21 protein-coding genes are annotated in these 22,913 nt (G+C 68.0%); 9 read left to right on the top strand and 12 right to left on the bottom strand.

The features are described from left to right. Positions 1-81 precede the first annotated feature (81 nt). From gshB to rsmI, 3 genes are all read right to left on the bottom strand, one after another. A complete protein-coding gene (gene gshB, locus FNF32_RS09140; RefSeq protein WP_131672995.1) occupies positions 82-1,032 on the bottom strand; it encodes a glutathione synthase in 951 nt (316 codons plus the stop codon). Between the two features lie 66 nt (positions 1,033-1,098). Continuing rightward, the gene (locus tag FNF32_RS09135; protein ID WP_185961909.1) at positions 1,099-1,521 is read right to left on the bottom strand and encodes a YraN family protein; all 423 of its coding nucleotides are present in this window, start codon (positions 1,519-1,521) and stop codon (positions 1,099-1,101) included. Positions 1,522-1,524: 3 nt separating this feature from the next. Next, positions 1,525-2,427 carry a 16S rRNA (cytidine(1402)-2'-O)-methyltransferase gene (gene rsmI / locus FNF32_RS09130; protein ID WP_131672994.1) on the bottom strand — a complete coding sequence of 301 codons (903 nt, stop codon included), beginning with the start codon at positions 2,425-2,427 and terminating at the stop codon, positions 1,525-1,527. 123 nt (positions 2,428-2,550) lie between these two features. Here rsmI and FNF32_RS09125 point away from each other — a divergent pair, with 123 nt between their 5' ends. From FNF32_RS09125 to murJ, 3 genes are all read left to right on the top strand, one after another. Beyond that, positions 2,551-3,753, top strand: coding sequence for a penicillin-binding protein activator (locus FNF32_RS09125; RefSeq protein WP_131672993.1), 1,203 nt, complete (start codon positions 2,551-2,553; stop codon positions 3,751-3,753). Between the two features lie 2 nt (positions 3,754-3,755). Continuing rightward, complete coding sequence (locus tag FNF32_RS09120; RefSeq protein ID WP_131672992.1) at positions 3,756-6,542, top strand: [protein-PII] uridylyltransferase; 2,787 nt, start codon at positions 3,756-3,758, stop codon at positions 6,540-6,542. Positions 6,543-6,651: 109 nt separating this feature from the next. Continuing rightward, positions 6,652-8,196, top strand: a complete 1,545-nt coding sequence (gene murJ / locus FNF32_RS09115; protein WP_131672991.1) for a murein biosynthesis integral membrane protein MurJ — start codon at positions 6,652-6,654, stop codon at positions 8,194-8,196. 21 nt (positions 8,197-8,217) lie between these two features. Here murJ and FNF32_RS09110 read toward each other — a convergent pair whose 3' ends face one another. Further along, entirely contained in the window at positions 8,218-8,925 is a 708-nt protein-coding gene (locus FNF32_RS09110) for a rhomboid family intramembrane serine protease (RefSeq protein ID WP_131672990.1), read from the bottom strand. Positions 8,926-9,038: 113 nt separating this feature from the next. Here FNF32_RS09110 and trpS point away from each other — a divergent pair, with 113 nt between their 5' ends. Beyond that, complete coding sequence (gene trpS / locus FNF32_RS09105) at positions 9,039-10,094, top strand: tryptophan--tRNA ligase (protein WP_131672989.1); 1,056 nt, start codon at positions 9,039-9,041, stop codon at positions 10,092-10,094. A gap of 51 nt (positions 10,095-10,145) precedes the next feature. Here the strand turns inward: trpS and FNF32_RS09100 are convergent, their stop codons facing one another. Together FNF32_RS09100 and FNF32_RS09095 are read right to left on the bottom strand one after the other, a co-directional pair. Further along, the gene (locus FNF32_RS09100) at positions 10,146-11,417 is read right to left on the bottom strand and encodes a hemolysin family protein (protein WP_131672988.1); all 1,272 of its coding nucleotides are present in this window, start codon (positions 11,415-11,417) and stop codon (positions 10,146-10,148) included. Positions 11,418-11,421: 4 nt separating this feature from the next. Beyond that, positions 11,422-11,757, bottom strand: a complete 336-nt coding sequence (locus FNF32_RS09095) for a HesB/IscA family protein (RefSeq protein ID WP_131672987.1) — start codon at positions 11,755-11,757, stop codon at positions 11,422-11,424. On the opposite strand from FNF32_RS09095, the gene FNF32_RS09090 reads away from it, so the two are divergent. Continuing rightward, positions 11,756-13,108: a deoxyguanosinetriphosphate triphosphohydrolase gene (locus FNF32_RS09090; RefSeq protein ID WP_281285663.1), complete on the top strand. Its 1,353-nt coding sequence runs from the start codon at positions 11,756-11,758 to the stop codon at positions 13,106-13,108. The genes FNF32_RS09095 and FNF32_RS09090 overlap by 2 nt on opposite strands. Positions 13,109-13,141: 33 nt before the next feature. Here the strand turns inward: FNF32_RS09090 and FNF32_RS09085 are convergent, their stop codons facing one another. After that, a complete protein-coding gene (locus FNF32_RS09085; RefSeq protein ID WP_131672985.1) occupies positions 13,142-14,101 on the bottom strand; it encodes a hypothetical protein in 960 nt (319 codons plus the stop codon). Positions 14,102-14,194: 93 nt separating this feature from the next. Then, on the bottom strand, positions 14,195-15,472 hold the full coding sequence (locus FNF32_RS09080) for a hypothetical protein (protein ID WP_131672984.1): 1,278 nt from the start codon (positions 15,470-15,472) through the stop codon (positions 14,195-14,197). Between the two features lie 165 nt (positions 15,473-15,637). Here FNF32_RS09080 and FNF32_RS09075 point away from each other — a divergent pair, with 165 nt between their 5' ends. Next, the gene (locus FNF32_RS09075) at positions 15,638-16,057 is read left to right on the top strand and encodes an OsmC family protein (RefSeq protein WP_131672983.1); all 420 of its coding nucleotides are present in this window, start codon (positions 15,638-15,640) and stop codon (positions 16,055-16,057) included. A gap of 8 nt (positions 16,058-16,065) precedes the next feature. Here the strand turns inward: FNF32_RS09075 and FNF32_RS09070 are convergent, their stop codons facing one another. The 3 genes from FNF32_RS09070 to FNF32_RS09060 all read right to left on the bottom strand — a co-directional run bounded on the left by FNF32_RS09070 (position 16,066) and on the right by FNF32_RS09060 (position 18,991). Then, positions 16,066-16,530: a hypothetical protein gene (locus FNF32_RS09070; protein WP_131672982.1), complete on the bottom strand. Its 465-nt coding sequence runs from the start codon at positions 16,528-16,530 to the stop codon at positions 16,066-16,068. Beyond that, positions 16,527-18,125, bottom strand: a complete 1,599-nt coding sequence (locus tag FNF32_RS09065; RefSeq protein WP_131672981.1) for a peptide chain release factor 3 — start codon at positions 18,123-18,125, stop codon at positions 16,527-16,529. The genes FNF32_RS09070 and FNF32_RS09065 overlap by 4 nt, the downstream gene beginning before the upstream one ends. A 113-nt stretch (positions 18,126-18,238) precedes the next feature. Continuing rightward, entirely contained in the window at positions 18,239-18,991 is a 753-nt protein-coding gene (locus tag FNF32_RS09060) for an NAD kinase (protein WP_131672980.1), read from the bottom strand. A gap of 122 nt (positions 18,992-19,113) precedes the next feature. On the opposite strand from FNF32_RS09060, the gene glyA reads away from it, so the two are divergent. After that, entirely contained in the window at positions 19,114-20,397 is a 1,284-nt protein-coding gene (gene glyA / locus FNF32_RS09055) for a serine hydroxymethyltransferase (RefSeq protein ID WP_131672979.1), read from the top strand. Between the two features lie 27 nt (positions 20,398-20,424). On the opposite strand, the gene FNF32_RS09050 is transcribed toward glyA, so the two are convergent. Next, positions 20,425-20,808 (bottom strand): hypothetical protein, encoded by a 384-nt coding sequence (locus FNF32_RS09050; RefSeq protein WP_131672978.1) that lies wholly within the window; start codon positions 20,806-20,808, stop codon positions 20,425-20,427. Positions 20,809-20,877: 69 nt separating this feature from the next. Here FNF32_RS09050 and FNF32_RS09045 point away from each other — a divergent pair, with 69 nt between their 5' ends. Then, positions 20,878-21,651 (top strand): alpha/beta fold hydrolase, encoded by a 774-nt coding sequence (locus tag FNF32_RS09045; protein WP_131672977.1) that lies wholly within the window; start codon positions 20,878-20,880, stop codon positions 21,649-21,651. Between the two features lie 100 nt (positions 21,652-21,751). Then, entirely contained in the window at positions 21,752-22,873 is a 1,122-nt protein-coding gene (locus FNF32_RS09040; protein ID WP_185961908.1) for a hypothetical protein, read from the top strand. Positions 22,874-22,913: the final 40 nt, after the last annotated feature.

Below are 22,913 nucleotides of genomic sequence, written 5' to 3'. Positions count from 1 at the left end.
CAACGACGAACGCCGGTCCGCGAGGGCCGGCGTTCTTCGTTTCGGCAGGGTCAGCGCGCCTGAAGGGGTCAGGTCCGCCAATCAGGCCCGCGCAGACCGGCGACGCTCGATCGCCTCCCAGATCAGGGCGGCGGCATTGATGCCGTCGAAACGCTCGAGCTCCTGGATGCCCGTGGGGGAGGTGACGTTGATCTCGGTCAGCCAGCCGTCAATCACGTCGATACCCACGAAGATCTGGCCCTTGTCGCGCAGGACCGGTCCGATCCGCGCGCAGATCTCGCGTTCCCGGTCGGTCAGCCCGACCTTTTCGGGACGACCGCCCACATGCATGTTCGATCGCGCTTCGCCCGCAGCGGGCACGCGGTTGATCGCCCCCACCGGCTCGCCATCCACCAGGATGATCCGCTTGTCGCCCCTGACTACCGCAGGCAGGTATTTCTGCGCGATCATCGGCTCGCGGTTGATGCCCGCAAAGGTTTCCAGCAGCGACGACAGGTTCGGATCGCCTGGCCGAAGGTGAAAGACGCCCGCGCCGCCGTTGCCGTAAAGCGGCTTCAGGATGATGTCGCCGTGGCGTTCGCGAAAGGCGCGGATCGCCGCCGGATCGCGGGCGATCATCGTCGGCGGCGTGAGGTCGGGAAAGTCCAGCACCAGCAGCTTTTCGGGATGGTTGCGGACCCAGAACGGGTCGTTCACCACCAGCGTCTCGCCGTGGATGCGATCCAGAAGATGGGTCGAGGTGACGTAGGCCATGTCGAACGGCGGATCCTGCCGCAACCAGACCACGTCGAAGTCTGTCAGATCGACGTCGGCCCAGTCGCCGAACTGGACGTGGCGCCCCGCCTCGGCCCGCAACTCGACCGGACGGCCGACGGCGCGCACCTTGCCCTCGTCGAAATAAAGGCGGTCGACGGTGTACTGGAACAGCCTGTGCCCGCGCGCCTGCGCCTCGAGCCCGATCCGAAAGGTCGAATCCGCCGTGATCGAGACGTTCTCGACCGGGTCCATCTGCAGGGCAACGTACAGGCTCATCCGCGACACTCCTTGCTCGTCAGCGCGGTTGTTGCCTGCGCGCTGCACCGATGCAAGCGGCGACGCTCAGTGCTGCCCGAACGCGTTCTCGACGATCTCGACCTTGCCCGTGGCGTCGACCAGCGCCGCATCGAAGCGCATTTCCGTCAGCGATCCGGTCGGCAACGTCTCGCAGAACTCGAGCGCGGCGTTGCAGATGCGGTCCATCTGCCGCCGCCCAAGCCGTTCGGCGGCCATGTCGACGGTCGCGGATTTCTTGACCTCGACGAAGATGACGCAGGCGCCGTCGCGCAGGATCAGGTCGATCTCGCCCGACGGACCCCGCCAGCGCCGGGCGAGGACGGCACAGCCCAGCGCCGCGTATCGATCCTCGACCAGCCGCTCGGCAGCCGCGCCGGAGGCCTGGGCCGAAAGGCCGCGCACGACCCGGCCGGACCGGCTGCGCTGAGACCGCGCTGCGTCGATGCCTGCGAAATGAAGCTGCCCCATCCATCACCCCCCGGTCGCGTCCGTGTCGGACCGACCCATTTCCACCGCCAGCGCGTAGGCAAGCTTCCTTGCCACGCCGTGTTCGGCCGCCACTTCGGATGCCGCGTCCCGGACCGACATCCGCTCCAGGCGATCAGCAAGCGCCGCCCGCAGCACGTCGTCGCCGACGGCCACCTGCGCGGGTGGCGCGAGCAGGATCACGACTTCGCCGCGCAGTCCTTCGTCGGGGATCCGGTCCGCCAGTTCCGCGGCGGTGCCCCGCAGCACCTCTTCGAACTTCTTCGTCAGTTCCCTGCACACCACCGTAGATCGATTCGCATCAATCTCGCACAACTCTTCCAACGTTTGCTTAACGCGCCTCGGGCTGTCGAACATGACGACGGTCGCGCGCACCGCTGCGACCTCGGCGAGCCAGCTTCGGCGCGCGCCCCTGGCAGACGGCACGAACCCCGCGAACATAAAGCGGTCGGTCGGCAGCCCGGCCAGCGTGAGCGCGGCGAGCAGGGCGGACGCGCCGGGCACCGTCTGCACCGCCAGGCCTTCGGCCGCGGCCATGCGCGACAGCTCGAAGCCCGGATCCGCGATCAGCGGCGTGCCGGCGTCGGACGCGTAGGCGACGGACGCGCCGTCGCGGACCGCCGCGAGGATGCCCCGGGCGCTCGCTTCGGCATTGTGGTCGTGATGGGCCACGATGCGGCGGCCGCGCAGCGGGATGCCGTGGATCTGCATCAGGTGACGCAGCGTCCGCGTGTCCTCGGCCGCGAGCAGGTCCGCCCCGGCGAGGATGTCCAGCGCGCGCAGGGTGATGTCGCGGGCGTTGCCGATCGGGGTGGCCACCAGGTACAGGCCGGGGGCCAGCGCGGGGGTGCCGGGACCCGCCACCGTGGATGGATCGTCGTCCTGCATTTTCCTGCCCCTTCGTGCGCGCCGTTCCGGGTAAGCCCGACCGGCGCGGCAGGTTGCCAGCAAACCCCGTCTGTGACTACCCTGCACGGGAAAATCGTCCCCAGGAATGTCAGGACCCCCACCATGACCGCCCTTGCCCCCCGTCGCGGCCTGTCGCGCCTGTCCCGTCCGCTGATGCGGGTTGCGGCGCTCGTCTCCGTCGCGTTCCTCGCCGCCTGCGACGCCACCGGAACGACCACCGCGACGGGGCCGCAGACCGGCCCGACGATCGACCCCAGCCAGCCGGTCCCAGTCGCGCTGCTTGTCCCGGGCGGCGGCGAAAGCGCCGAGCTGGACCGGATCGCGCGCTCGATCGTGAACTCGGCCAAGATGGCCGCCGCCGACGCGCAAGGCGCGCGGATCGACCTGCGAGTCTATGAGACCGGGTCGGATCCCGCGCTGGCGGTCGCGCGCGCGAACGAGGCGATGGCGGCAGGCGCCAAGATCATCGTCGGGCCGCTGCACGCCGATTCGGCGAACGCGGTCGGGCAGGCGGTCGCGGGGCGGGTCAACGTCCTTGCGTTTTCCAATAACGGCGACATCGCGGGCGGCAACGTCTTTGTCCTGGGCAACACGTTCTACAACACCGCCGACCGGCTGATCGGCTACGGCGTCCGGCAGGGCAAGCGCCGGGTGCTGGTCGTGGCCGAGGACGACGTGTCCGGCCAGATCGGCGCCGCCGCGATCGAGGCGGCGATCGCACGCAACCGCGCGACGCTGGCCGGCAAGGCGGTCCATCCGGTGTCCGAGCAGGGGATCGACGGAATCGTCCCGCAGGTCGCCGCGATCGCCAACGCCAAGCAGGCCGACGCGGTATTCATGACCGCCAACTCGCCCTCGGTCCTGCCCTACCTGACCGACGAGCTGGCGAAGAACGGCGTCACCTCGAGCTCGATCCAGCTGATGGGGCTGACCCGCTGGGACGTGCCGGCGTCGCGGCTGCAACTGCCGGGCGTGCAGGGCGGCTGGTTCGCCGTGCCCGACCTGCCCCGCATCGCTCAGTTCTCGCAGCGCTACCAGCAAAGCTACGGCGAGGCCCCGCATGAGCTTGGCACGCTGGGCTACGACGCGGTGTCGGCCATCGCGTCCCTGGTGCGGGCGGGGCGCGCGAACGCGCTGACGACGGCGGGCCTGACCTCGGGGAACGGCTTCCAGGGGATCAGCGGCGTCTTCCGCCTGCGCCCCGACGGGACCAACCAGCGCGGCCTGTCCATCGCCACGATCCGGGGCAACCAGCTGACGATCATCGACCCCGCGCCGCAAAGCTTCGGCGGCGCCGGGTTCTGACGTTGCCGGACCGCCCCCTGCCCCAACCGACCCAAAGCGCCCCGGCATTGCCCGGGGCGCATCCGTTGTTCGACCCCGCGACCTTCATTCCGACCCTCGAGCTGGCGCTCCACGGCCTGACCGAGCCGCGCGAGATCAGGGCCGCGACCGTGGCCCACATCGCGCCCGCGCGGGCGCAGGCGATGGCCGACGTGCTGGCGGGCTTCGCCGCCCACCCCCGCGCCGCGCGCGAGACGGTGCGCGCCATCGCCGCCGTGACCGACGCGGTCGTGGCCGCCGTCCACCACGTCGCCGTCACCTGCCTGCACCCCCAGCACAGCCTGACCACCAGCGAGCGGCTGGCCGTCATGGCGGTCGGCGGCTACGGCCGGGCCGAGATGGCGCCCCATTCTGACGTGGACCTCTTGTTCCTGACGCCGTGGCGGCCATCGGGCTGGGCCGAGGGCGCGATCGAATCGATTCTTTACATGCTGTGGGACCTGAAGCTGAAAGTCGGGCAGGCGACGCGGTCTGTGGACGAATGCCTGCAACTCGGCGCCGCCGACATCACCATCCGCACCAGCCTGCTGGAACACCGCCTCGTCTGCGGCGACGCGCTGACGGCCGAGGAGCTGCGAAACCGCCTTGGCCCCGAGCTGTTCGAGCGCACCGTGCCCCAGTTCATCGAGGCGAAGCTGGCCGAGCGCGACGCCCGCCACCAGCGGCAGGGCGGGCAGCGCTACGTGCTGGAACCCAACGTGAAAGAGGGCAAGGGCGGCCTGCGCGACCTGCAGACGCTCTACTGGATCGCCAAGTACATCAACCGCGTGGACCGCGCGGTCGAGCTGGTGGACTTGGGCTTCTTCACCCGCGACGAACACGCGACCTTCTGGAACGCCGAGGATTTCCTGTGGGCGGTCCGCTGCCACCTGCACCTGATCGCGGGGCGCGCGGTCGATGCGCTCAGCTTCGATATGCAGGTCGAGGTGGCGCGCCGCATGGGTTACCACGACAGCCATGGCAGGCGGGCCGTGGAAATCTTCATGCAGGATTACTTCCGCCACGCGACGCGCGTAGGCGACCTGACGCGGGTGTTCCTGACCGCGCTGGAAACCCGCCACCTTTACCGCGCGCCGCTGTCGCGATTCCTGCGCCGGCGCCGCAACCTGCGCGAGGGGTTCAGAGAGCTGAACGGCCGCCTGACCATCGCCGACCCCGACCTGTTCCGCCGCGACCCCCTCAACATCCTGCGCCTGTTTGAAGAAGCCGTCCGCACCGGCATCCTGATCCACCCCGACGCGATGCGGGCGGTGACGTCGAGCCTTGACCTGATCGACGACCGCATGCGCTCGAACCCCGAGGCGGTGCGGATTTTCCTTGACGTGCTCTTGCGCCACGGCGAGCCGGAGCGGGCGCTGCGGCGCATGAACGAGCTGAACGTGCTGGGCGCCTTCATCCCCGAGTTCGAGCGGATCGTGGCGATGATGCAGTTCAACGTCTATCACCACTTCACCGTGGACGAGCACCTGATCCAGTGCGTCGCCGCCCTCGCCGCGATCGAACACGGCAAACAGGACGAGACCCTGCCGATCGTGACCGAGGTGATGGGCGGCAAGATCAACCGCCGCGTCATCTACCTTGCGACGCTGCTGCACGACATCGGCAAGGGCCTGCCCGAGGATCATTCGATCATCGGCGCGCAGATGGCGCGGCGCGTCTGCGCCCGGCTGAGGCTGCCCGCCGACGAGGTCGAGACGATCGAGTGGCTGGTCCGCAATCACCTGCTGATGTCGGACACCGCGCAAAAGCGCGACATCGGCGATCCGCGCACGCTCAAGGGGTTCGCCAAGGCGGTAAAGACCCGCAAGCGGCTGGACCTGCTGCTGGTCCTGACCGTCTGTGACATCCGCGGGGTCGGGCCGGGCACGTGGAACAACTGGAAGGCGGACCTGATCCGCACGCTCTACACCGCGACCGCGCAGACGCTGGAAAGCGGCCTGGAAGAGGTGAACCGCAGCCAGCAGGTCGATGAATCGCGCCGCAGCCTGCGCCACATGCTGGTCGCCAAGGACTGGGACGGGCGCGCGATCAAGGCCGAGCTGTCGCGCCACTACGACACCTACTGGCAGGGCCTGCCCGCCGACACGCAGGCGGTGTTCGCGGCGCTGCTGGCGCAGGCGGGGCCCGACGACATCCGCATCGACCTGCACCCCGACACGGCCCGCGACGCGACGCGGGCCGCGTTCGTGCTGGCCGACCACCCCGGCATCTTCTCACGGTTGGCGGGCGCGCTGGCGCTGGTCGGGGCCAACATCGTGGACGCGCGCACCTATACCACGCGGGACGGCTATGCGACCGCGGTGTTCTGGCTGCAGGACGAGCAGGGGCATCCCTATGCCGCCGACCGGCTGCCACGGCTGCGGAAGATGATCGACCGCACGCTGGCGGGCGAGGTCGTCCCGCGCGAGGCCTTCGCCGACCGCGACCGGATGAAGAAGCGCGACCGCGCCTTCCGCTTTCCGACCCACGTCACCTTCGACAACGAGGGGTCCGACATCTACACCATCATCGAGGTCGATACCCGCGACCGGCCCGGCCTTCTTTACGACCTGACGCGGACGCTGGCCGCCAACCACATCCGCATCGCAAGCGCCGTCATCGCGACCTTCGGCGCGCAGGTGGTGGACAGCTTCTATGTCAAGGACAGCTTCGGGCTGAAGCTGCACCAGCAGCCCCGGCGCGACGCGCTTGAGCGCAAGCTGCGCGCCGCCATCGCCCAAGGCGCCGAACGCGCGCGCGACGTGGGCTGAGAAGCGCCAACCGCCGCGCGCGCGGCCTTGCCCCGCGCCGCGCCCGCTTCTATCCCCCTCACCGACCGGCGGGCGCGATGCGGCCGTCGCTGCGAAGGACCCCGGCACGATGAAACCGATCCGCCTGATCTCGGGCTTCCTGACCGTCGGAAGCTGGACGCTGGCCAGCCGCGTGGTGGGGTTCGCCCGCGACATCCTGATCGCGGCGTTCCTGGGCACCGGCCCGGTGGCCGAGGCGTATCTGGTCGCCTTCTCGCTGCCCAACATGTTCCGCCGCTTCTTCGCCGAAGGGGCGTTCAACACCGCCTTCGTGCCGATCTTCGCCAAGAAGCTGGAATCAGGCGACGACCCGAAACGGTTCGCCGAGGACGCCTTCGCGGGGCTGTTCGGGGTCGTGCTGCTGGTATCGGTGATCGCCACCATCGCGATGCCGTGGCTGGTCCTGGCGATGGCGTCGGGCTTTGCGGGCGACGAACGCTTTCCCCTGGCCGTGATCTACGGCCGGATCTGCTTTCCCTACATCCTGCTCATGTCGCTGACGGCGCTGCTGTCGGGGCTGCTGAACGCGGGCGGGCGGTTCGTCGCGGCCGCCGCCGCGCCGGTCCTGATGAACGTGGTGCTGATCGCCGCGATGCTGATGGCGGAACGCTTCGGCTGGGACATGGGGCTGGCGATGGCGTGGTCCACGCCGGTCTCGGGGCTGGTGCAGTTGGGCACGGTCTGGTTCGCGGCCCGCCGCATGGGCTTTCCGCTGCGGCTGCGGCTGCCGCGAATGACGGCCGACCTGCGCCGCCTTCTGGCGATCGCCGCGCCCGCCGTGCTGGCGGGGGGCGTGGTGCAGGTCAACCTGCTGGTCGGACGGCAGGTCGCGTCGTTCTACGAGGGGGCGATCGGCTGGCTCACCTATGCCGACCGCCTGTACCAGCTGCCGCTGGGGGTCGTCGCGATCGCCATCGGGGTGGTGCTGCTGCCCGACATTTCGCGGCGCCTGAAGGCGGGCGACGAACAGGGCGGGCGCGACGCCTATAACCGCGCGACGGAGTTCGCGCTGCTGCTGACGGTCCCCTGCGCGGTCGCGCTTGCGGTGGCGGCCCATCCGCTGATCTCGGTCCTCTTCGGACGCGGCGCGTTCGACCAGGACGACGTGGGGCCGACGGCGCTGGTGCTGGCGATCTACGCGGTGGGGCTGCCCGCCTTTACCCTGCAAAAGGTGCAGCAGCCGCTGTTCTTCGCGCGCGAGGATACCCGCACCCCGTTCCGCTATGCGCTGTGGTCGATGGCAGTGAACGCGGTGATCGCGGTCGGGCTGTCGCCGCTGATCGGCTATGCGGCGGCCGCGCTGGGGACCACCGTCGCCGGCTGGACGATGGCCGCGCAGCTGTGGTGGGGCAGCCGCGCCTTCGGCCCGGCGGCGCAGTTCGACGCGCGGATGCGCCGCGCCCTGCCCCGGATCGTGGCGGCATCGGCGGTGATGGGGGCGGCGGTCGCGGGGCTGATGCGCCTGCTTGGCCCGGCGCTGCAATCGCCCGGCCACCGCTACGGGGCGCTGGCGGCGCTGGTTTTCGGCGGCATGGCCGTTTACGGCGCGGCCGCGCTGGCATTCGGCGCGGTGCGGGTGGCCGATCTGCGCGGGCAGCTGCGCCGCCGTCGCTGAGCGGGAAGGCCCCGAGCGCCCTCACCGATGCCGGATGCGCGCCCTCACGTCGGCAAGGCCGCCCGGCACCAGGACGAATGACAGCGCGAAGCCGGTGACGAAGCCCGCGATCTCGGCCACCCAGGCGTAGCCCGCGTTCCCGAACAGCAGCCCGAACACCAGCTGGAACGCGAGCAGCAGCCCCACCAGCGAGAACGCGCGCAGCCGGTTCGCGTTTTCCTGCCCCAGCCGCGTCCACAGCAGGAAGGTGAAGGCGCCAAGAAGGCCGTAGACGCCCGGATACCCGCCGACCAGCAGCCCGAACCCCGCCGTCGGCAGCAGCGCCGCCCCCACCGTATAGACGGCCGCGCCCGCGATCGCGGCGCCGAGGAAGATGCAAAGGACGGCCAGCGGGCGGATCTGCCGCGCGACCATGTTGCCCAGCGCCAGCAGGAACACCGTCACGAACACCGCGTGGGTGAACGAATAATGGACGAACGGATAGCTCAGCAGCCGGTAAAGCTGCGCCCCCGGCTCGCCCCACTGCCACATCCGCAGCAGCGCCTCTGGCGCCAGCGCCGTGCGCTCGACCCAAAGCTGGCGCAGCACGCCGCCGGAATACTGGCCGCCGCCGATGAACCCGGCCTGCGCCAGCCCGAACGCCGCCTCGGACAGGATCACCGGCAGGGCGATCAGCCACACCACCGGCGGCACGGGGTTCAGCGGGTTCTCGTCGTAGCCTGCGCGCATGGTCTGGTCCTTCGTCGGGGTGCGGGAGGGGTGCGGGGCGGTTGCAGGGCGGTTGCGCCCGTTCGGGGTCAGGGGTAATCCGCCGGTGACAGTTTTCCAAGCAGGCAGCGCCGATGTCCCTCGCACCCCAACCGGACGCCACCCCGGACGCGTCCAAAGGCGCGTTCACCCCGCGCGTCTTTTCCGGCATCCAGCCGTCGGGCGGGCTGACGCTGGGCAACTACCTTGGCGCGCTGAAACGCTTTGCGGCGCAGCAGGGGCAGCGGGAAACGATCTACTGCCTTGTGGACCTGCACGCGATCACCGTCTGGCAGGAGCCGGAGGCGCTGATCCGCCAGACACGCGAGGCGGCGGCCGGGTTCATTGCCTCGGGCGTCGATCCCGACGCGTCGGTCCTGTTCGCGCAAAGCCAGGTTCCGGCCCATGCCGAGCTTGGCTGGCTTCTGATGTGCGTCGCGCGGATGGGGTGGATGAACCGGATGACGCAGTTCAAGGACAAGGCGGGCAAGAACGCCGAGGCCGTGAGCCTTGGGCTTTATGCCTATCCGGCGCTGATGGCGGCCGACATCCTCGCCTATCACGCGACCCACGTGCCGGTCGGCGAGGACCAGAAGCAGCATGTGGAACTGACCCGCGACATCGCGGCCAAGTTCAACCATGACTATGGCGTGGACTTCTTCCCCATGACCGAGCCTGTGATCGAAGGCCCGGCGACCCGGGTGATGTCCTTGCGCGACGGCACGAAGAAGATGTCGAAGTCCGACCCCTCGGACGCCAGCCGCATCAACCTGTCGGACGACGCCGACACGATCGCCCAGAAGATCCGCAAGGCCCGCACCGACGCCGAGCCCCTGCCCGGCTCGATGGAGGGGCTGAAGGACCGGCCCGAGGCGAAGAACCTCGTCAACATCTTCGCAGCGCTGACGGACGAAACCGCCGACGCGATCTGCGCCCGGTTCGAAGGGCAGGGCTTCGGCGCGTTCAAGCCCGCGCTCGCGGACGCGGCGGTGGCGGTGCTGGGGCCGATCACGGGCCGCATGAACGACCTGATGCGCGACCCAGGCGAACTGGACCGGATCCTGCGCGCGGGCGCCGAACGCGCGGACGCGATCTCGGCCCCGATCGTCGAGGAAACCCGGCGCATCATGGGGATGATCCCCAAGCGGTAAGGCGCGCTCCGGGGGCTTGGCCCCGAACCACAGCCTCGGCCGGCGGCAGCCCTAACCAGCGGTGGCGGGCGCGGTCACGATCAGGCGGTCGATCCGCATCGCGTCCATGTCCGCAATCTCGACCACCCAGCCGTCGTGGCTGAACACGTCGCCCGTGCGCGGGATGCGGTTGATGAGCGCCAGCACCATGCCCGCCACGGTGCTGAAATCCCCCTCGGGCACCGGGAACCCGGTCTCGTTGGCGAACTCGTCGGCGCTTTCGCTGCCCGCGACCAGCCACGATCCGTCGGCGCGGCGGACGATGTCGGGTTCGTCCCCGTGCGGGTCCACGAAATCGCCTGTGATCGCTTCCAGCAGGTCCATCGCGGTGATGATGCCCTGGAAGTGGCCGTATTCGTCATAGACGAGCAGCATCCGCGACGGAGTGGCGCGCAGCACCTCGACCACCGACAGGGCGTCGGCGGCGTCGAGGACGGTCGGCGCCTCGCGGATCAGGGCCCGCACGTCGGGCCGTTCGACGCCGATCAGGTCGCGCAGCGCGACGACGCCCAGGATCTCGTCGGAACTGCCGTCCGTCACCGGCATGCGCGAGAACTTGGCCGAGCGGGCCTTTTCGATCACCGTCTCGGGCGGGTCGCTTACGTCGATCATGTCGACATCGCGGCGCGGCGTCATCATCGCCCGCGCGGTGCGGTCGGCCACGCGCATTACGCCCGCAATCATGCCGCGCTCGCCCTCCATCAGGACGCCCGCCTGCGTCGCTTCGGCGATGGTCATGCGGACTTCTTCGTCGGTGATGGCGCGATCGGACGAGCTGCGGATACCCAGCAGGCGCAGTAGCCCGCGCCCCGCGAAGTCGAGAAACCAGACCAGCGGCGTCGCCACCTTGGCAAGCCGGCGCATCCACGGTGCCACGCGCGCGGCGATCGCCTCGGGGTTCGACATGGCGATCTGCTTGGGCACCAGCTCGCCCACGATCACCGACAGCGCGGTGATGGCGGCGACGACCAGGAACACGCCCACCGGCTGGGCGACCGACACGGGCACGCCGGCCGCGGCAAGCGCGTCCGCCGCGCGGGTGCCCAGCGTCGCACCCGACACGGCACCGGTCAGGACGCCGACGAGCGTGATCCCCACCTGCACGGCGGACAGGAACTTGCCCGGCTCGGACAGCAGCTCAAGCGCGACCTGCGCGCTGCGGTCGCCCTTTTCGGCCATGCTTTGCAGGCGGGCGGGGCGTGACGACACCACCGCAAGCTCGGACATGGCCAACAGGCCGTTGATGACGGTCAGGACGAGGACGAACAGGATTTCAAGAAGCATCGTGTCAGATCGAGAACGAGGTGCCGCAGCCGCAGGATGAACTGGCGTTCGGGTTTTCGATCACGAAGCGCGCGCCGATCAGGTCGTCCGACCAGTCGATGACCGCGCCGCTGAGAAACGGCAGCGACACCGGGTCGACCAGCACGCGCTGGCCGCGATTGGGGCCCTGGCCTTCGATGACGATGTCGTCGTCAGCCGCCGCGTCCAGCCGGATGTCGTACTGAAAGCCCGAGCAGCCCCCGCCCTCGACGGCGACGCGAAGCGCCTGATCCCCGGAACCGGCATTGATCTCGGCCAGCCGCGCGAACGCGCGGGGGGTGACCGTGGGAGGCAGGTTCATGGGGCGTTCCCGTTTCGATGCTGTGGCGGTGAATATAGGCTGCGAATATAGGCGGCGGCTTGGCCGCTCGCAAGGAAACCGCTGCCTGCAAGGAAACCGCGACACGACCGGCGGGCGAGCGCACGGGAAGGGAACCCGCATGACCGCCCCCTACGCCTGCCAGCCTGCCAGCAGCCGCGGGCGGCTGCACGACGAGGACCTGTCCACCTTCCGCAGCCCCTGGCAGCGCGACCGCGACCGCATCATCCATTCCAGCGCCTTCCGCCGCCTGAAGCACAAGACGCAGGTTTTCGTCGAGCAGGACGGCGAGGATTATCGCGGCGACTATTACCGCACCCGCCTGACCCACACGATCGAGGTCGCGCAGGTCGCCCGCACGATCGCCGGCGCGCTTGAGCTGAACACCGACCTGGCGGAAGCCGTGGCGCTGGCCCACGACCTGGGCCACCCGCCCTTCGGCCATACGGGCGAGGACGCGCTGGCCGCGCTGATGGCGCCCTGGGGCGGGTTCGACCACAACGCGCAGGCCCTGCGGATCGTAACGCGGCTGGAACGCCACTACGCCGGGTTCGACGGGCTGAACCTGACGTGGGAGACGCTGGAAGGGATCGCCAAGCATAACGGCCCCGTCGCCGGGGCAAACCCGACGGGAGGTCCAGTCGTCGGGGCAGGCCCCACGGCAGGCCCGGCAGCAGACCCCCTGCCCTACGCGCTGGCCGAGGTGAACGCCGAATGGGACCTTGCGCTGCACACCCACGCCAGCGCCGAGGCGCAGGTGGCCGCCGTGGCCGACGATGTGGCCTACAACCACCACGACCTGCACGACGGCCTGCGCGCCGGCCTGTTCACCGAGGCCGATCTGGCCGAACTGCCCCTGATCGGCCCTGCCTTCGCCAAGGTGGACCGCCTGCACCCCGGCCTCGCCCCCATGCGCCGCCGGCACGAGGCGCTGCGTCGCGTGTTCGGCGACATGGTCGAGGACGTGATCGCGGTGGCCGAAAACCGGCTGGCCGCGCTGCAGCCCGCCCATGCCGACGACATCCGCAACATGGACGGCCCGATCATCCGCTTTTCCAAGCCGCTGTTTCAGAACCTGCGCGCGATCAAGGCGTTCCTGTTCACCCGCATGTACCGCGCCCCCTCGGTGATGGAGGAGCGGGCGCGCGTGACCGACATCCTGCAGCACCTGTTCCCGCTTCTGATGAACGACCCCACGCTCCTGCCTGCCGACTGGCAGGCCGAGGCGCTGGCGGCGCGCGACGAGACGGCGCGGGCGCGGCTGGTGCTGGACTACGTGGCCGGGATGACCGACCGCTTCGCGATCAGCGAATGCGAACGGCTGGCGCGCTGAACCACCGCAAGACGGCGCGGACGATCTGCCCCGCTACAGTCCCTTGACCACCGCGTCCCACACGGCCGCGCCGATATCCTCGCGCGACGGACGCCCATCGAAACTCGTAAGCGGCGGGATCGTGAAACCGGGGCTGGAAGGCTGCGCCCGCACCTCGAAATAGCGGTTCGCGCCCTCGAACCGCGCCTGAAGCTGCGCCACCTCGTCGGGGGTGAAGATCATCGCGCGGCGGTAATCGGGAACATGTTCGGCCAGGACCTGCGTGACCTTCTCGACCAGCGGCGCGGGCGAGATGGCGGGGGCCGAGATCATGTTGGCGATCCACACCGCCAGCGCCGCCCGGCTTTCGTTGTGGCGCTGCACCGGCGTCGGCGGCGGCAGGTCGTCGATCCCCAGCTGGCGCAGGAAATGGCCAAGGATCCCGCCCTCGCCTTGGCAGGCGTCGCTGTAGCTGCAGAAGGTCACGTCCTCCAGCGGCATCTGCTGGGCGAGGATGTCGGCCAGAAGGTTGTAGCCGATCGCGACGCCCGTGTAGGTGCCGGTACGGATCGCCTCTTCCACCATGGCGTGGGGCGCGGTCGGATTGATGACCTTGGACACCTCGGTATAGATCGACTGCAGGTAGGACAGCTGGTCGCGGATATAGCAGATCAGCCGGACCGACTCGTATCCTTGGAACCATTCCCGGATCGCCCTGAAATCGGGGCGGTTGACGGTGACGCGCGAGAACTCCTCGCTGCTCAGGACGACGGTGCGGTCGCTGTCGACATGGGCGGCGGCGATGGCCTGCCACACGGGCACCGGGTCGGGGCAGAACTCCAGCTCGCGCTTGAGCCCGACCCAGTGCGCGATCAGCGGATGATGCGCGGGACGGCCGAGGTCTGGATAGACGAAGCCCCGCTCTTCCAGCCACGGCCGGGCAAGGGCCAGCTTGTGTTGCAGGAACGTCGTTCCCGTCTTGTGCGTGCCGATATGGATGACGAGGCGGGCCATCAGCCGGCGTCCGTTACGCGGACCGGACGGCGCGCAGGGCCGCAGGGCGGGCGGCAGGGCGGGCGGCGGCGCTTTCGGCGCGGCGCACGGCCATCAGATATAGCCCCGCATGAAGGTCGCGCGTTTCCAGCCGACCAGCGTGTCGCCGCCGAAGGGGCGTTCCATCAGCAGGGCGCGCAGTTCCTCGGCCTCGTCGGTGGGCAGCTGATCGGTCAGCGTCCGTACGTCGGCCAAGTTGAACATGCCCCGGTACAGCCCGTCCAGCTTGATGATCGGCAACCCCATCGCCAGCAGGATCGCGGCGTTCTGGTGGATCTGGCTGCCCTCCATGAACACCTCGGCGGCGTAGGCCGCGGTCATCGACCGCAGCGCGGTCTCGTTGATGTTGCCCGCTTCACCCACGCGGTTGTGGACGAACTTCACGAAGTCGTCGTAGTCGGCCACGAAGGCGCTTTCGGCCAGGCTGGCCTGCGGCATCCCCTCGGGCTTGCGGAACTGCTTCGGCTTCGGCTGCTCGAAGCTGGCGGCCGGGTTGAACGGCACCAGGAAGCGCGTGGACAGATAGTCGAGCGCGGCCTTGGGCGTGATCCGCTTCCAGTGGTTGATGTTGGCCGACCGCCCGTTCCGCATCGCAAAATGCAAGAGCGCGTCGTCATGTTCGACCTGGGCTGCGAACCGCGTCGCGCTGTAAAGCGCGACGAACTCGCGCGGCGACATCACCGCCCCCTTCAGCGTCCGCGACAGCCGCATCTCGCCCGTCTTGATGACGCGCGGCCGCACGTCGGTCAGCTTGTAGGCTTCCCAGTAGGCGCGCACCGCAGGCGCGCGCAGCACCCCGCCCGCCATCGAGATGCAGAACGATCCCAGGTGGTGGTCGATCTCGTGGTTCTCGGTCGCGCCCAGGACCTGCGACCCGACCATGATGTCGGTGAGGAACTTGGCCATCTGCCCGCTCGAGAAATAGACGCTGTCGTTCACCATCAACAATCGCTGGCAGGTCTGGTCCATGCCGCGGGCGTAGATGTGCAGGAAGCCCGCCTTGTAGCTGCCGAAGTCGCGGCCGTAGTTCGGCCGCTCAATGTAGCAGTCGATCAGCCCGGCGATGCCTGCCGGGTCGCGCAGCTTGAGCGTGTTCACGCCCACGACGTAAAAGCCGGCGCGGCGCGCGTGTTCCAGCATCCGCACGACGTCGGGGCGCAGCAGCCCCTTCTGGAACAGCGCCAGCAGCATGATCGGGCGCCCGTCATACGGCGCCTCGACATGGACGACGGTCGGCATGTCGCGGGTGCGCCACCACGCCACGAAGGACTGCGCCGAGACGATCGCGCGCCCGATGGTGAACAGGATGTAATGATAGATTCTGCCCAGCATGCGGGACCCTTTTGAAAAGCTGCGGGACTATAGTCCCTGCGTCCCGCAACGCCAAACCGGTTTTCGGTCCGTAGTGTCGGCCAGCTTTTGGCCCGGGCACGCGCGCCCTGAACCATGCACCACGCTCGCGCGTTCACCGGCCACACCCAGACGAGGAAACATGCGATGAGCACCAGAACCGGTTCGGCCCAGTGGCAAGGCGGCATCAAGGACGGCAAGGGCACGGTCTCGACCGAGAGCGGCGTCCTGAACTCGCCCTACGGTTTCAGCACCCGCTTCGGCGACGAGAAGGGCACCAACCCCGAGGAACTGATCGGCGCCGCCCACGCCGCGTGCTTCAGCATGGCGCTGTCGGGGCAGCTTGAGAAGGCGGGCGTGACGAACGCCCGGATCGAGACCAGCTCGGCCGTGTCGATCGAAAAGGACGGCGAGGGCTTCACGATCAAGAAGGTCCACCTGACGACGAAGGTGTCGGGCCAGGGCGACGAGGCGGCGATCCGCCAGGCGGCAGAAGCGGCGAAGGTCGGCTGCCCGGTTAGCAAGGTGCTGAATGCCGAGGTGACGATGGATTTGACGGTGGGGTGAGAGCTGTGTCAGGGCTGCTTGCTGACGGACGGTTCCCGTTCGGCAGCAAGCAAGATTCCCGCCTGCAATGCCTCCGCAAACGCATAGCCCCCGCCTACAACAATCCAGAGTGGCACGGCGATAGCGCCGCCCAAGGCTGCCACGCCGGCACCTTGTCCACCAAACAACGCCAGCGCGGCCGCCCCCACGAGTCCGGTGCGGCCAAGGCGTGTTCCTGAAGCCGATCTGATCGAACTCTTAAGCGCTTTGGCCATCAACTTGACAATGGGCCATGTGGCTTTTGAGGCAAACGTCGCTCTGAGAGCCAGTTGCGCCTTTCGCCAGCGAGCGATGGGCATGTTCCGTATCTGCATCATTGCAGTTGTCCAGGCACCAAGCACAAGAAGGCCGTTGTGGTCTAACCCTGAGACGACGCGAGCCACAACGGCCTGCTCCCTTTCGCCGACGCGTTCAGGAAGGTTGGCTTTTATCACACCATCATCTCCTTCGTCGCCGTCAGCTTCAGCTCCGGCTGGTCGCGCACGACCCGGTCGATGTCCCACTGCAGCCGCGTGAGATAGACCAGATCGCCGTCGTTGTCCGTCGCCATGTGCTGCTTGTTGGTGGCGGCGAACTTCTCCACCGCGTCCTTCGGGCCCGAAATCCAGCGGGCCGAGGTGAACTGCGACGGCTCGAACCGCACCGGCAGGCCGTATTCCTGTTCGATCCGGCTCGCCAGCACCTCGAACTGCAAGGCGCCGACGACGCCGACGATGAAGCCCGAGCCGATCGCGGGCTTGAACACCTTGGCCGCGCCTTCCTCGGCGAACTGCATCAGCGCCTTTTCCAGGTGCTTGGCCTTCATCGGGTCGCCCGCGCGGACCGTCTGCAGAAGCTCGGGCGCGAACGACGGGATGCCGGTGAACCGCAGCATCTCGCCCTCGGTCAGCGCGTCGCCGATGCGAAGCTGGCCGTGGTTCGGGATGCCGATGATGTCGCCGGCCCACGCCTCTTCGGCCAGTTCGCGGTCGGACGCGAGGAACAGCACCGGGTTCGACACCGCCATCGGCTTCTTCGACCGGACATGCGTCATCTTCATCCCGCGCTCGAAATGCCCCGAGGCGAGGCGCACGAACGCCACCCGGTCGCGGTGCTTGGGGTCCATGTTGGCCTGCACCTTGAAGACGAAGCCGGTCACGTCCCTTTCGTCGGGCGAAATCTGCCGCTCGGCCGCGGTCTGCGGCTGCGGCTGGGGGCCGTATTCGCCGATCCCCGTCATCAGCTCCTTCACGCCGAAGCTGTTGATGGCCGACCCGAACCAGATCGGGGTCATGTGCCCTTCCAGGAACGACTTGCGGTCAAAAGCGGGCAGCAGCTCGCGCGCCATCTCGACCTCATCGCGCAGCTTCGCCAACTGCTCGGCGGGGATATGCTCGGCCAGCTTCGGATCGTCGAGGCCGGAAATCTTGACCGACCCGGCCACCCGGTTGCGGTCGGCGCGGTCCATCAGCTCCAGCCGGTCGTGCAGCAGGTCGTAGGTGCCGAGAAAATCGCGCCCCACCCCGATCGGCCAGCTGGCAGGGGCCACGTCGATGGCCAGGTTCTCCTGGATCTCGTCGATGATCTCGAACGTGTCGCGGCTTTCGCGGTCCATCTTGTTGCAGAAGGTAAGGATCGGCAGGTCGCGCAGGCGGCAGACCTCGAACAGCTTGCGGGTCTGGCTTTCGACGCCCTTGGCCCCGTCGATCACCATGATCGCGGCATCCACGGCGGTCAGCGTGCGATAGGTATCCTCGGAGAAATCCGAGTGGCCGGGCGTGTCCACGAGGTTGAAGCGGTAGTCGCCGAAATCGAACGACATCGCCGAGGCGGAAACCGAAATCCCCCGCTCCTGCTCCATCTTCATGAAGTCGGACCGCGTCCGCCGCGCCTCGCCTTTGGCGCGGACCTGGCCGGCCATCTGGATCGCGCCGCCGAACAGCAGGAACTTTTCGGTCAAGGTGGTCTTGCCGGCGTCGGGGTGCGAGATGATCGCGAAGGTCCGGCGACGGGCGATCTCGGGCGGCAGCTGGGGGCGATTGTCTAGCATGGGCCGCGTTTAACGCTCCCGCGCAGTCCGCGCAATCGACCGCCTTTCTCCTTTGCCCAAGTATCCCGGGGGAGTCCCGCGAGGGACGGGGGCAGCGCCCCCCGCGGCGCGGCTCACACGAACTGCTCGCGCATCAGCCGCTCGTCCATGCCGTGGCCGGTGTCGAACAAAAGCCGGTGGGTGATCGCGGGTTCGGAGCGGATTTCCACCCGGTGAACGCGCTCGACCCCGCGCGCGTCGGCGTCGGCCATGACCGGGCGCTTCAGCGGCTCCAGCACGTCGAACCGCACCACGGCGGATTTCGGCAGGATCGCCCCCCGCCAGCGGCGCGGGCGGAACGGGGCGATGGCGGTCATCGCCAGCACGTCGGACCCCAGTGGCAGGATCGGCCCGCCCGCCGAATAGTTGTAGGCGGTGGACCCGACCGGCGTCGCCAGGATCGCGCCGTCGCAGGTCAGCTCGTCCATCCGCACCCGGCCGTTCACGCTGACCCGCAGCCGCGCCGCCTGCGGACCCGCGCGCAGCAGGCTAACCTCGTTGATGGCGAGGGCGCGATGCTCGTGCCCGTCCGACGACAGCGCCACCATCGACAGCGGGTTGATGACCGTCTGCTCGGCCGCGCGGATGCGTTCGGGCAGGTCGTCCTCGGCATAGTCGTTCATCAGGAACCCGACCGTGCCCCGGTTCATCCCGTAGATGGGCAGGCCGGAGTTCTGGCGCAGCGTGGACAACAGGAACCCGTCGCCCCCCAGCGCCACGATCACGTCCGCCTGCGCGATCTCCGCCTGGCCGTGCCGGTCGGTCAGCTGCGCCAGCGCCGCTTGCGCAAGCTCGGTGTCGTTCGCCGTGAAATGCATCCGTGTCATGGCGGCAACCATGCACCGCGCCCCGGCCTTGGCAAGCTTCATTCCGTGACGCGCGCCCCCGCTCCATTCTGGAAACCGCACCGCAAAGCCGCTAGACCGTCGCCACACCTGGGAGAGACGCCATGACCGACAACGCCTTCTTCACCGAACCGCTCGAATCCCGCGACCCCGAGATCTTCGCCGCCATCCGCAAGGAGCTTGGCCGCCAGCGCGACGAGATCGAGCTGATCGCGTCCGAGAACATCGTCTCGCAGGCGGTGCTGGAGGCGCAGGGCTCGGTCATGACGAACAAGTATGCCGAAGGTTACCCCGGCAAGCGCTACTACGGCGGTTGCGAGTTCGTGGACATCGCCGAGACGCTGGCGATCGACCGCGCGAAGGAGCTGTTCGGCTGCGCGTTCGCGAACGTCCAGCCCAACAGCGGCAGCCAGGCGAACCAGGGCGTGTTCCAGGCGCTGCTGACGCCGGGCGACACCATCCTGGGGATGAGCCTCGATGCGGGCGGCCACCTGACCCACGGCGCGAAGCCCAACCAGTCGGGCAAGTGGTTCAACGCGGTCCAGTACGGCGTGCGCAAGCAGGACAGCCTGCTGGACTACGACGAGGTCGAGCGTCTCGCCCGCGAGCACAAGCCCAAGGCGATCATCGCCGGCGGCTCGGCCATCCCGCGCATCATCGACTTCGTGCGGCTGCGCCAGGTCGCGGACGAGGTCGGGGCCTATCTGATCGTGGACATGGCCCACTTCGCGGGGCTGGTGGCGGCGGGGCTTTACCCCTCGCCCTTCCCGCACGCGCATGTGGCGACCACGACCACCCACAAGACGCTGCGCGGCCCGCGCGGCGGCATGATCCTGACCAACGACGCCGACATCGCGAAAAAGGTGAACTCGGCGATCTTCCCCGGCATTCAGGGCGGGCCGCTGATGCACGTCATTGCCGGCAAGGCCGTGGCCTTTGCCGAGGCGCTGCGCCCGGACTTCAAGGACTACGCCGCGCGCGTGATCGCCAACGCGCAGGCGCTGGCGGACGAGCTGATGAAGGGCGGGCTGGACATCGTCACCGGCGGCACCGACACGCACCTGATGCTGGTGGACCTGCGTCCCAAGGGGGTCAAGGGCAACGCGACCGAGGACGCGCTGGGGCGCGCACACATCACCTGCAACAAGAACGGGATCCCCTTCGACCCCGAAAAGCCGACCGTCACGTCGGGTGTGCGCTTGGGGTCCCCCGCCGGGACCACGCGGGGCTTCGGCGAGGACGAGTTCCGCCAGATCGGCCGCTGGATCGTCGAGGTGCTGGACGGGCTTGCCGCGAACGGCCCCGACGGCAATGCGGAGGTCGAAGCGAAGGTCGCGGGTGAGGTCAAGGCGCTTTGCGCCCGCTTTCCGCTGTATCCGAACCTCTGACCCCTGACCCCGGCGCGGCGCGGTGCCCTATAGCGCCCCGCGCCGGACCATCAGCCAGACGGCCAGCGCCCCCACGACCAGAAGCCCCAGCGCCACGGCGGCGCCGACGTGCAGCAGCCCGTCCGTGAACCGCCGCCGGCTTCCCAGGGGCCGCAGGTATTCGACCAGCTGCCGGTGCGCCTCGCGCAGGGGGGCGGTGTCCACCTGCCGGGCCGTGCGCGGATTGGCCGCAAGCCCCGCATGAGACGCCAGCAGCGCGGCCGCCCGCCGGTGCCGCCGGGGCAGCGCGCGGCCGCGCCGCTTCATCATCGTCGCCAGCGCCGGCGACGCGCCGCGCCGCGCGCCGCCGAACCGTGACGCCATCAGCCGCGCGACCTCGTCGGCCCAGCCCTGCACATCCTCGATCGTCATGGCGCCCCCCGTTTTCGCGCCACCATAAGATCGCTGGCAAGGCCGTGCCAGCCGCTTTAGGCTGCGGCCATGAAGCTGCACACGACCGCCGCCGGCCCCGAAGAACCCTCTGACAAGACCCCCGTGCTGCTGGTGCACGGGCTGTTCGGTCAGGCCCGCAACCTGGGCGTCCTCGCCCGCGCGCTGTCGCGGGACCGCAAGGTGGTGTCGGTGGACATGAGGAACCACGGCCTGTCGCCGCACGATCCCGACCATTCCTACCCGGCGATGGCGGGCGATCTGGCCCAGGTGATCCGGGACCACGGCGGGCGCATGGACGTGGTCGGTCATTCGATGGGCGGCAAGGCCGCGATGTGGCTGGCGCTGACCGAAGGCGAGCTGGTGCGGCGGCTGGTGGTGCTGGACATCGCCCCGGTCGCCTATTCCCACAGCCAGATGAAGCAGATCGACGCGATGGAGGGGACCGAGTTCACCGCCTGCAAGACCCGCAGCGCCGCTGACGCGGCCCTGTCGGCGCGGGTGGCGGACCCCGGCGTCCGCGCCTTCCTGCTGCAATCCCTGGACCTGAGCGCGACCCCGCCCGAGTGGCGCCTGAACCTGCCGGTCCTGCGCGCGAGGATGGCGGACCTGACCGGCTGGCCGGGCAGCGAGGGGAAGTCATGGAACGGCCCGGCGCTGTTCCTGGCGGGCGCGCTGAGCGACTACGTGCTGCCGGAATACGAGGCGGCGATCTTCGCGGCGTTCCCCGAGGCGCGGCTGGAGCGGGTCGCCGGCACGGGGCACTGGCTGCATGCGGAGAAGCCGGGGGAGGTGGTGGAGGCTGTGGTGGGATTTTTGGGGTGAGGGACCAGCTCGTGGATTCGCCGTCGGACGCCTTAGCCGGAACGCAACGAATCGAAATAGTTAAGACGCTATCCCTTGCTTATAAATGGTGAAGGTACAAATGAAGGCATCTGAGGTATTTGGCGTTCAAGCATCGGTTAATGATTATTCTTACGTTGACCGCGGAAATCTAGATGAAGAGATCCGTCGCCTTGCGGAAAGGGAGACGCACGTCTCCCTTAAAGGAGAATCAAAGGCAGGCAAATCTTGGCTCCGACAAAAGGTTTTCCCAGATGCCATCGTGGTTCAGTGCCGGCTCGGCTTCGCCGCGACGGATGTATACAAATCAATCTTAGCCTCTCTCGACATCAAGCTAGACATTTCTCACAATAAGAAGCACGGCGGGATGCTTGAATTCTCCGGCAGCGGAGAAGCAGGATGGAAACTTCTTGCAAAGGTGGTTGGGTCAGCGAAGCTTTCGGGAAGCCTTGAAAGTGGAACTCAGCGCCATCCGGTAGGAAAGGACTTAAACGACTTAGAATTTATCTGCGGCATCATTCGAGAGTCGGGACGAAGAGTGGTAATTGAAGATTTTCATTACCTATCGAATGAAGCGCAACGCAGTCTTGCGCATGACCTCAAGGCCTTTTGGGATTACAGGACGTTTGTTGTAATTATCGGCGTCTGGGTCCGGAGAAACTACCTTACCCACCTCAACCCGGACCTTGCCGGACGCATAACTGAGGTCAGCGTTTACTGGAGCGCTACCGATCTGGTAGCCGTGATACAGAAGGGCAGCAACAACCTTAACATCGACATAGACCATGAGATATCCAGTAAGATTGTCCGAGACAGCTACGGAAATGTTGGACTGCTGCAGGCTCTCGTTCTTGAAACCCTAGATCAATCGGATATTTTCGAAGGGAAGCCTGACAAACAATTCTGCACCCGAATCGACGCTTATGAAAGCGCCGCAATGAATTATGCCGAGCAGCTAGAGGCAGTTTACTTGGAATTTTCGAGGCGGGTTTCGTCAGGAATAAGAAACCGACAACGCTCTACAAACATCTACGCTCACGCTATGATCGCGTGTTTTGAGTCCTCCGACGATGAACTCGTTAAAGGCGTCCCGTTTCAGACAATTTACTACCGGGCACATGAGCGTCAGCCGCGTGTTCAACAGGGGAACCTCAAGTCAATTCTTCGTGACCTGCCCCCCACGCGATCCCTCAGTCTGATGTAGAGTCTGCCCCACCTGAAGGAGCAGACGAATGAGGAAAAGC

The sequence above is a fragment of the Paracoccus marinus genome (assembly GCF_007018965.1).
Lineage (GTDB): Bacteria > Pseudomonadota > Alphaproteobacteria > Rhodobacterales > Rhodobacteraceae > Paracoccus > Paracoccus marinus.
The sequence above is the reverse complement of the archived record's forward strand: the minus strand, read 5'-3'. Positions and strand labels throughout refer to the sequence as shown.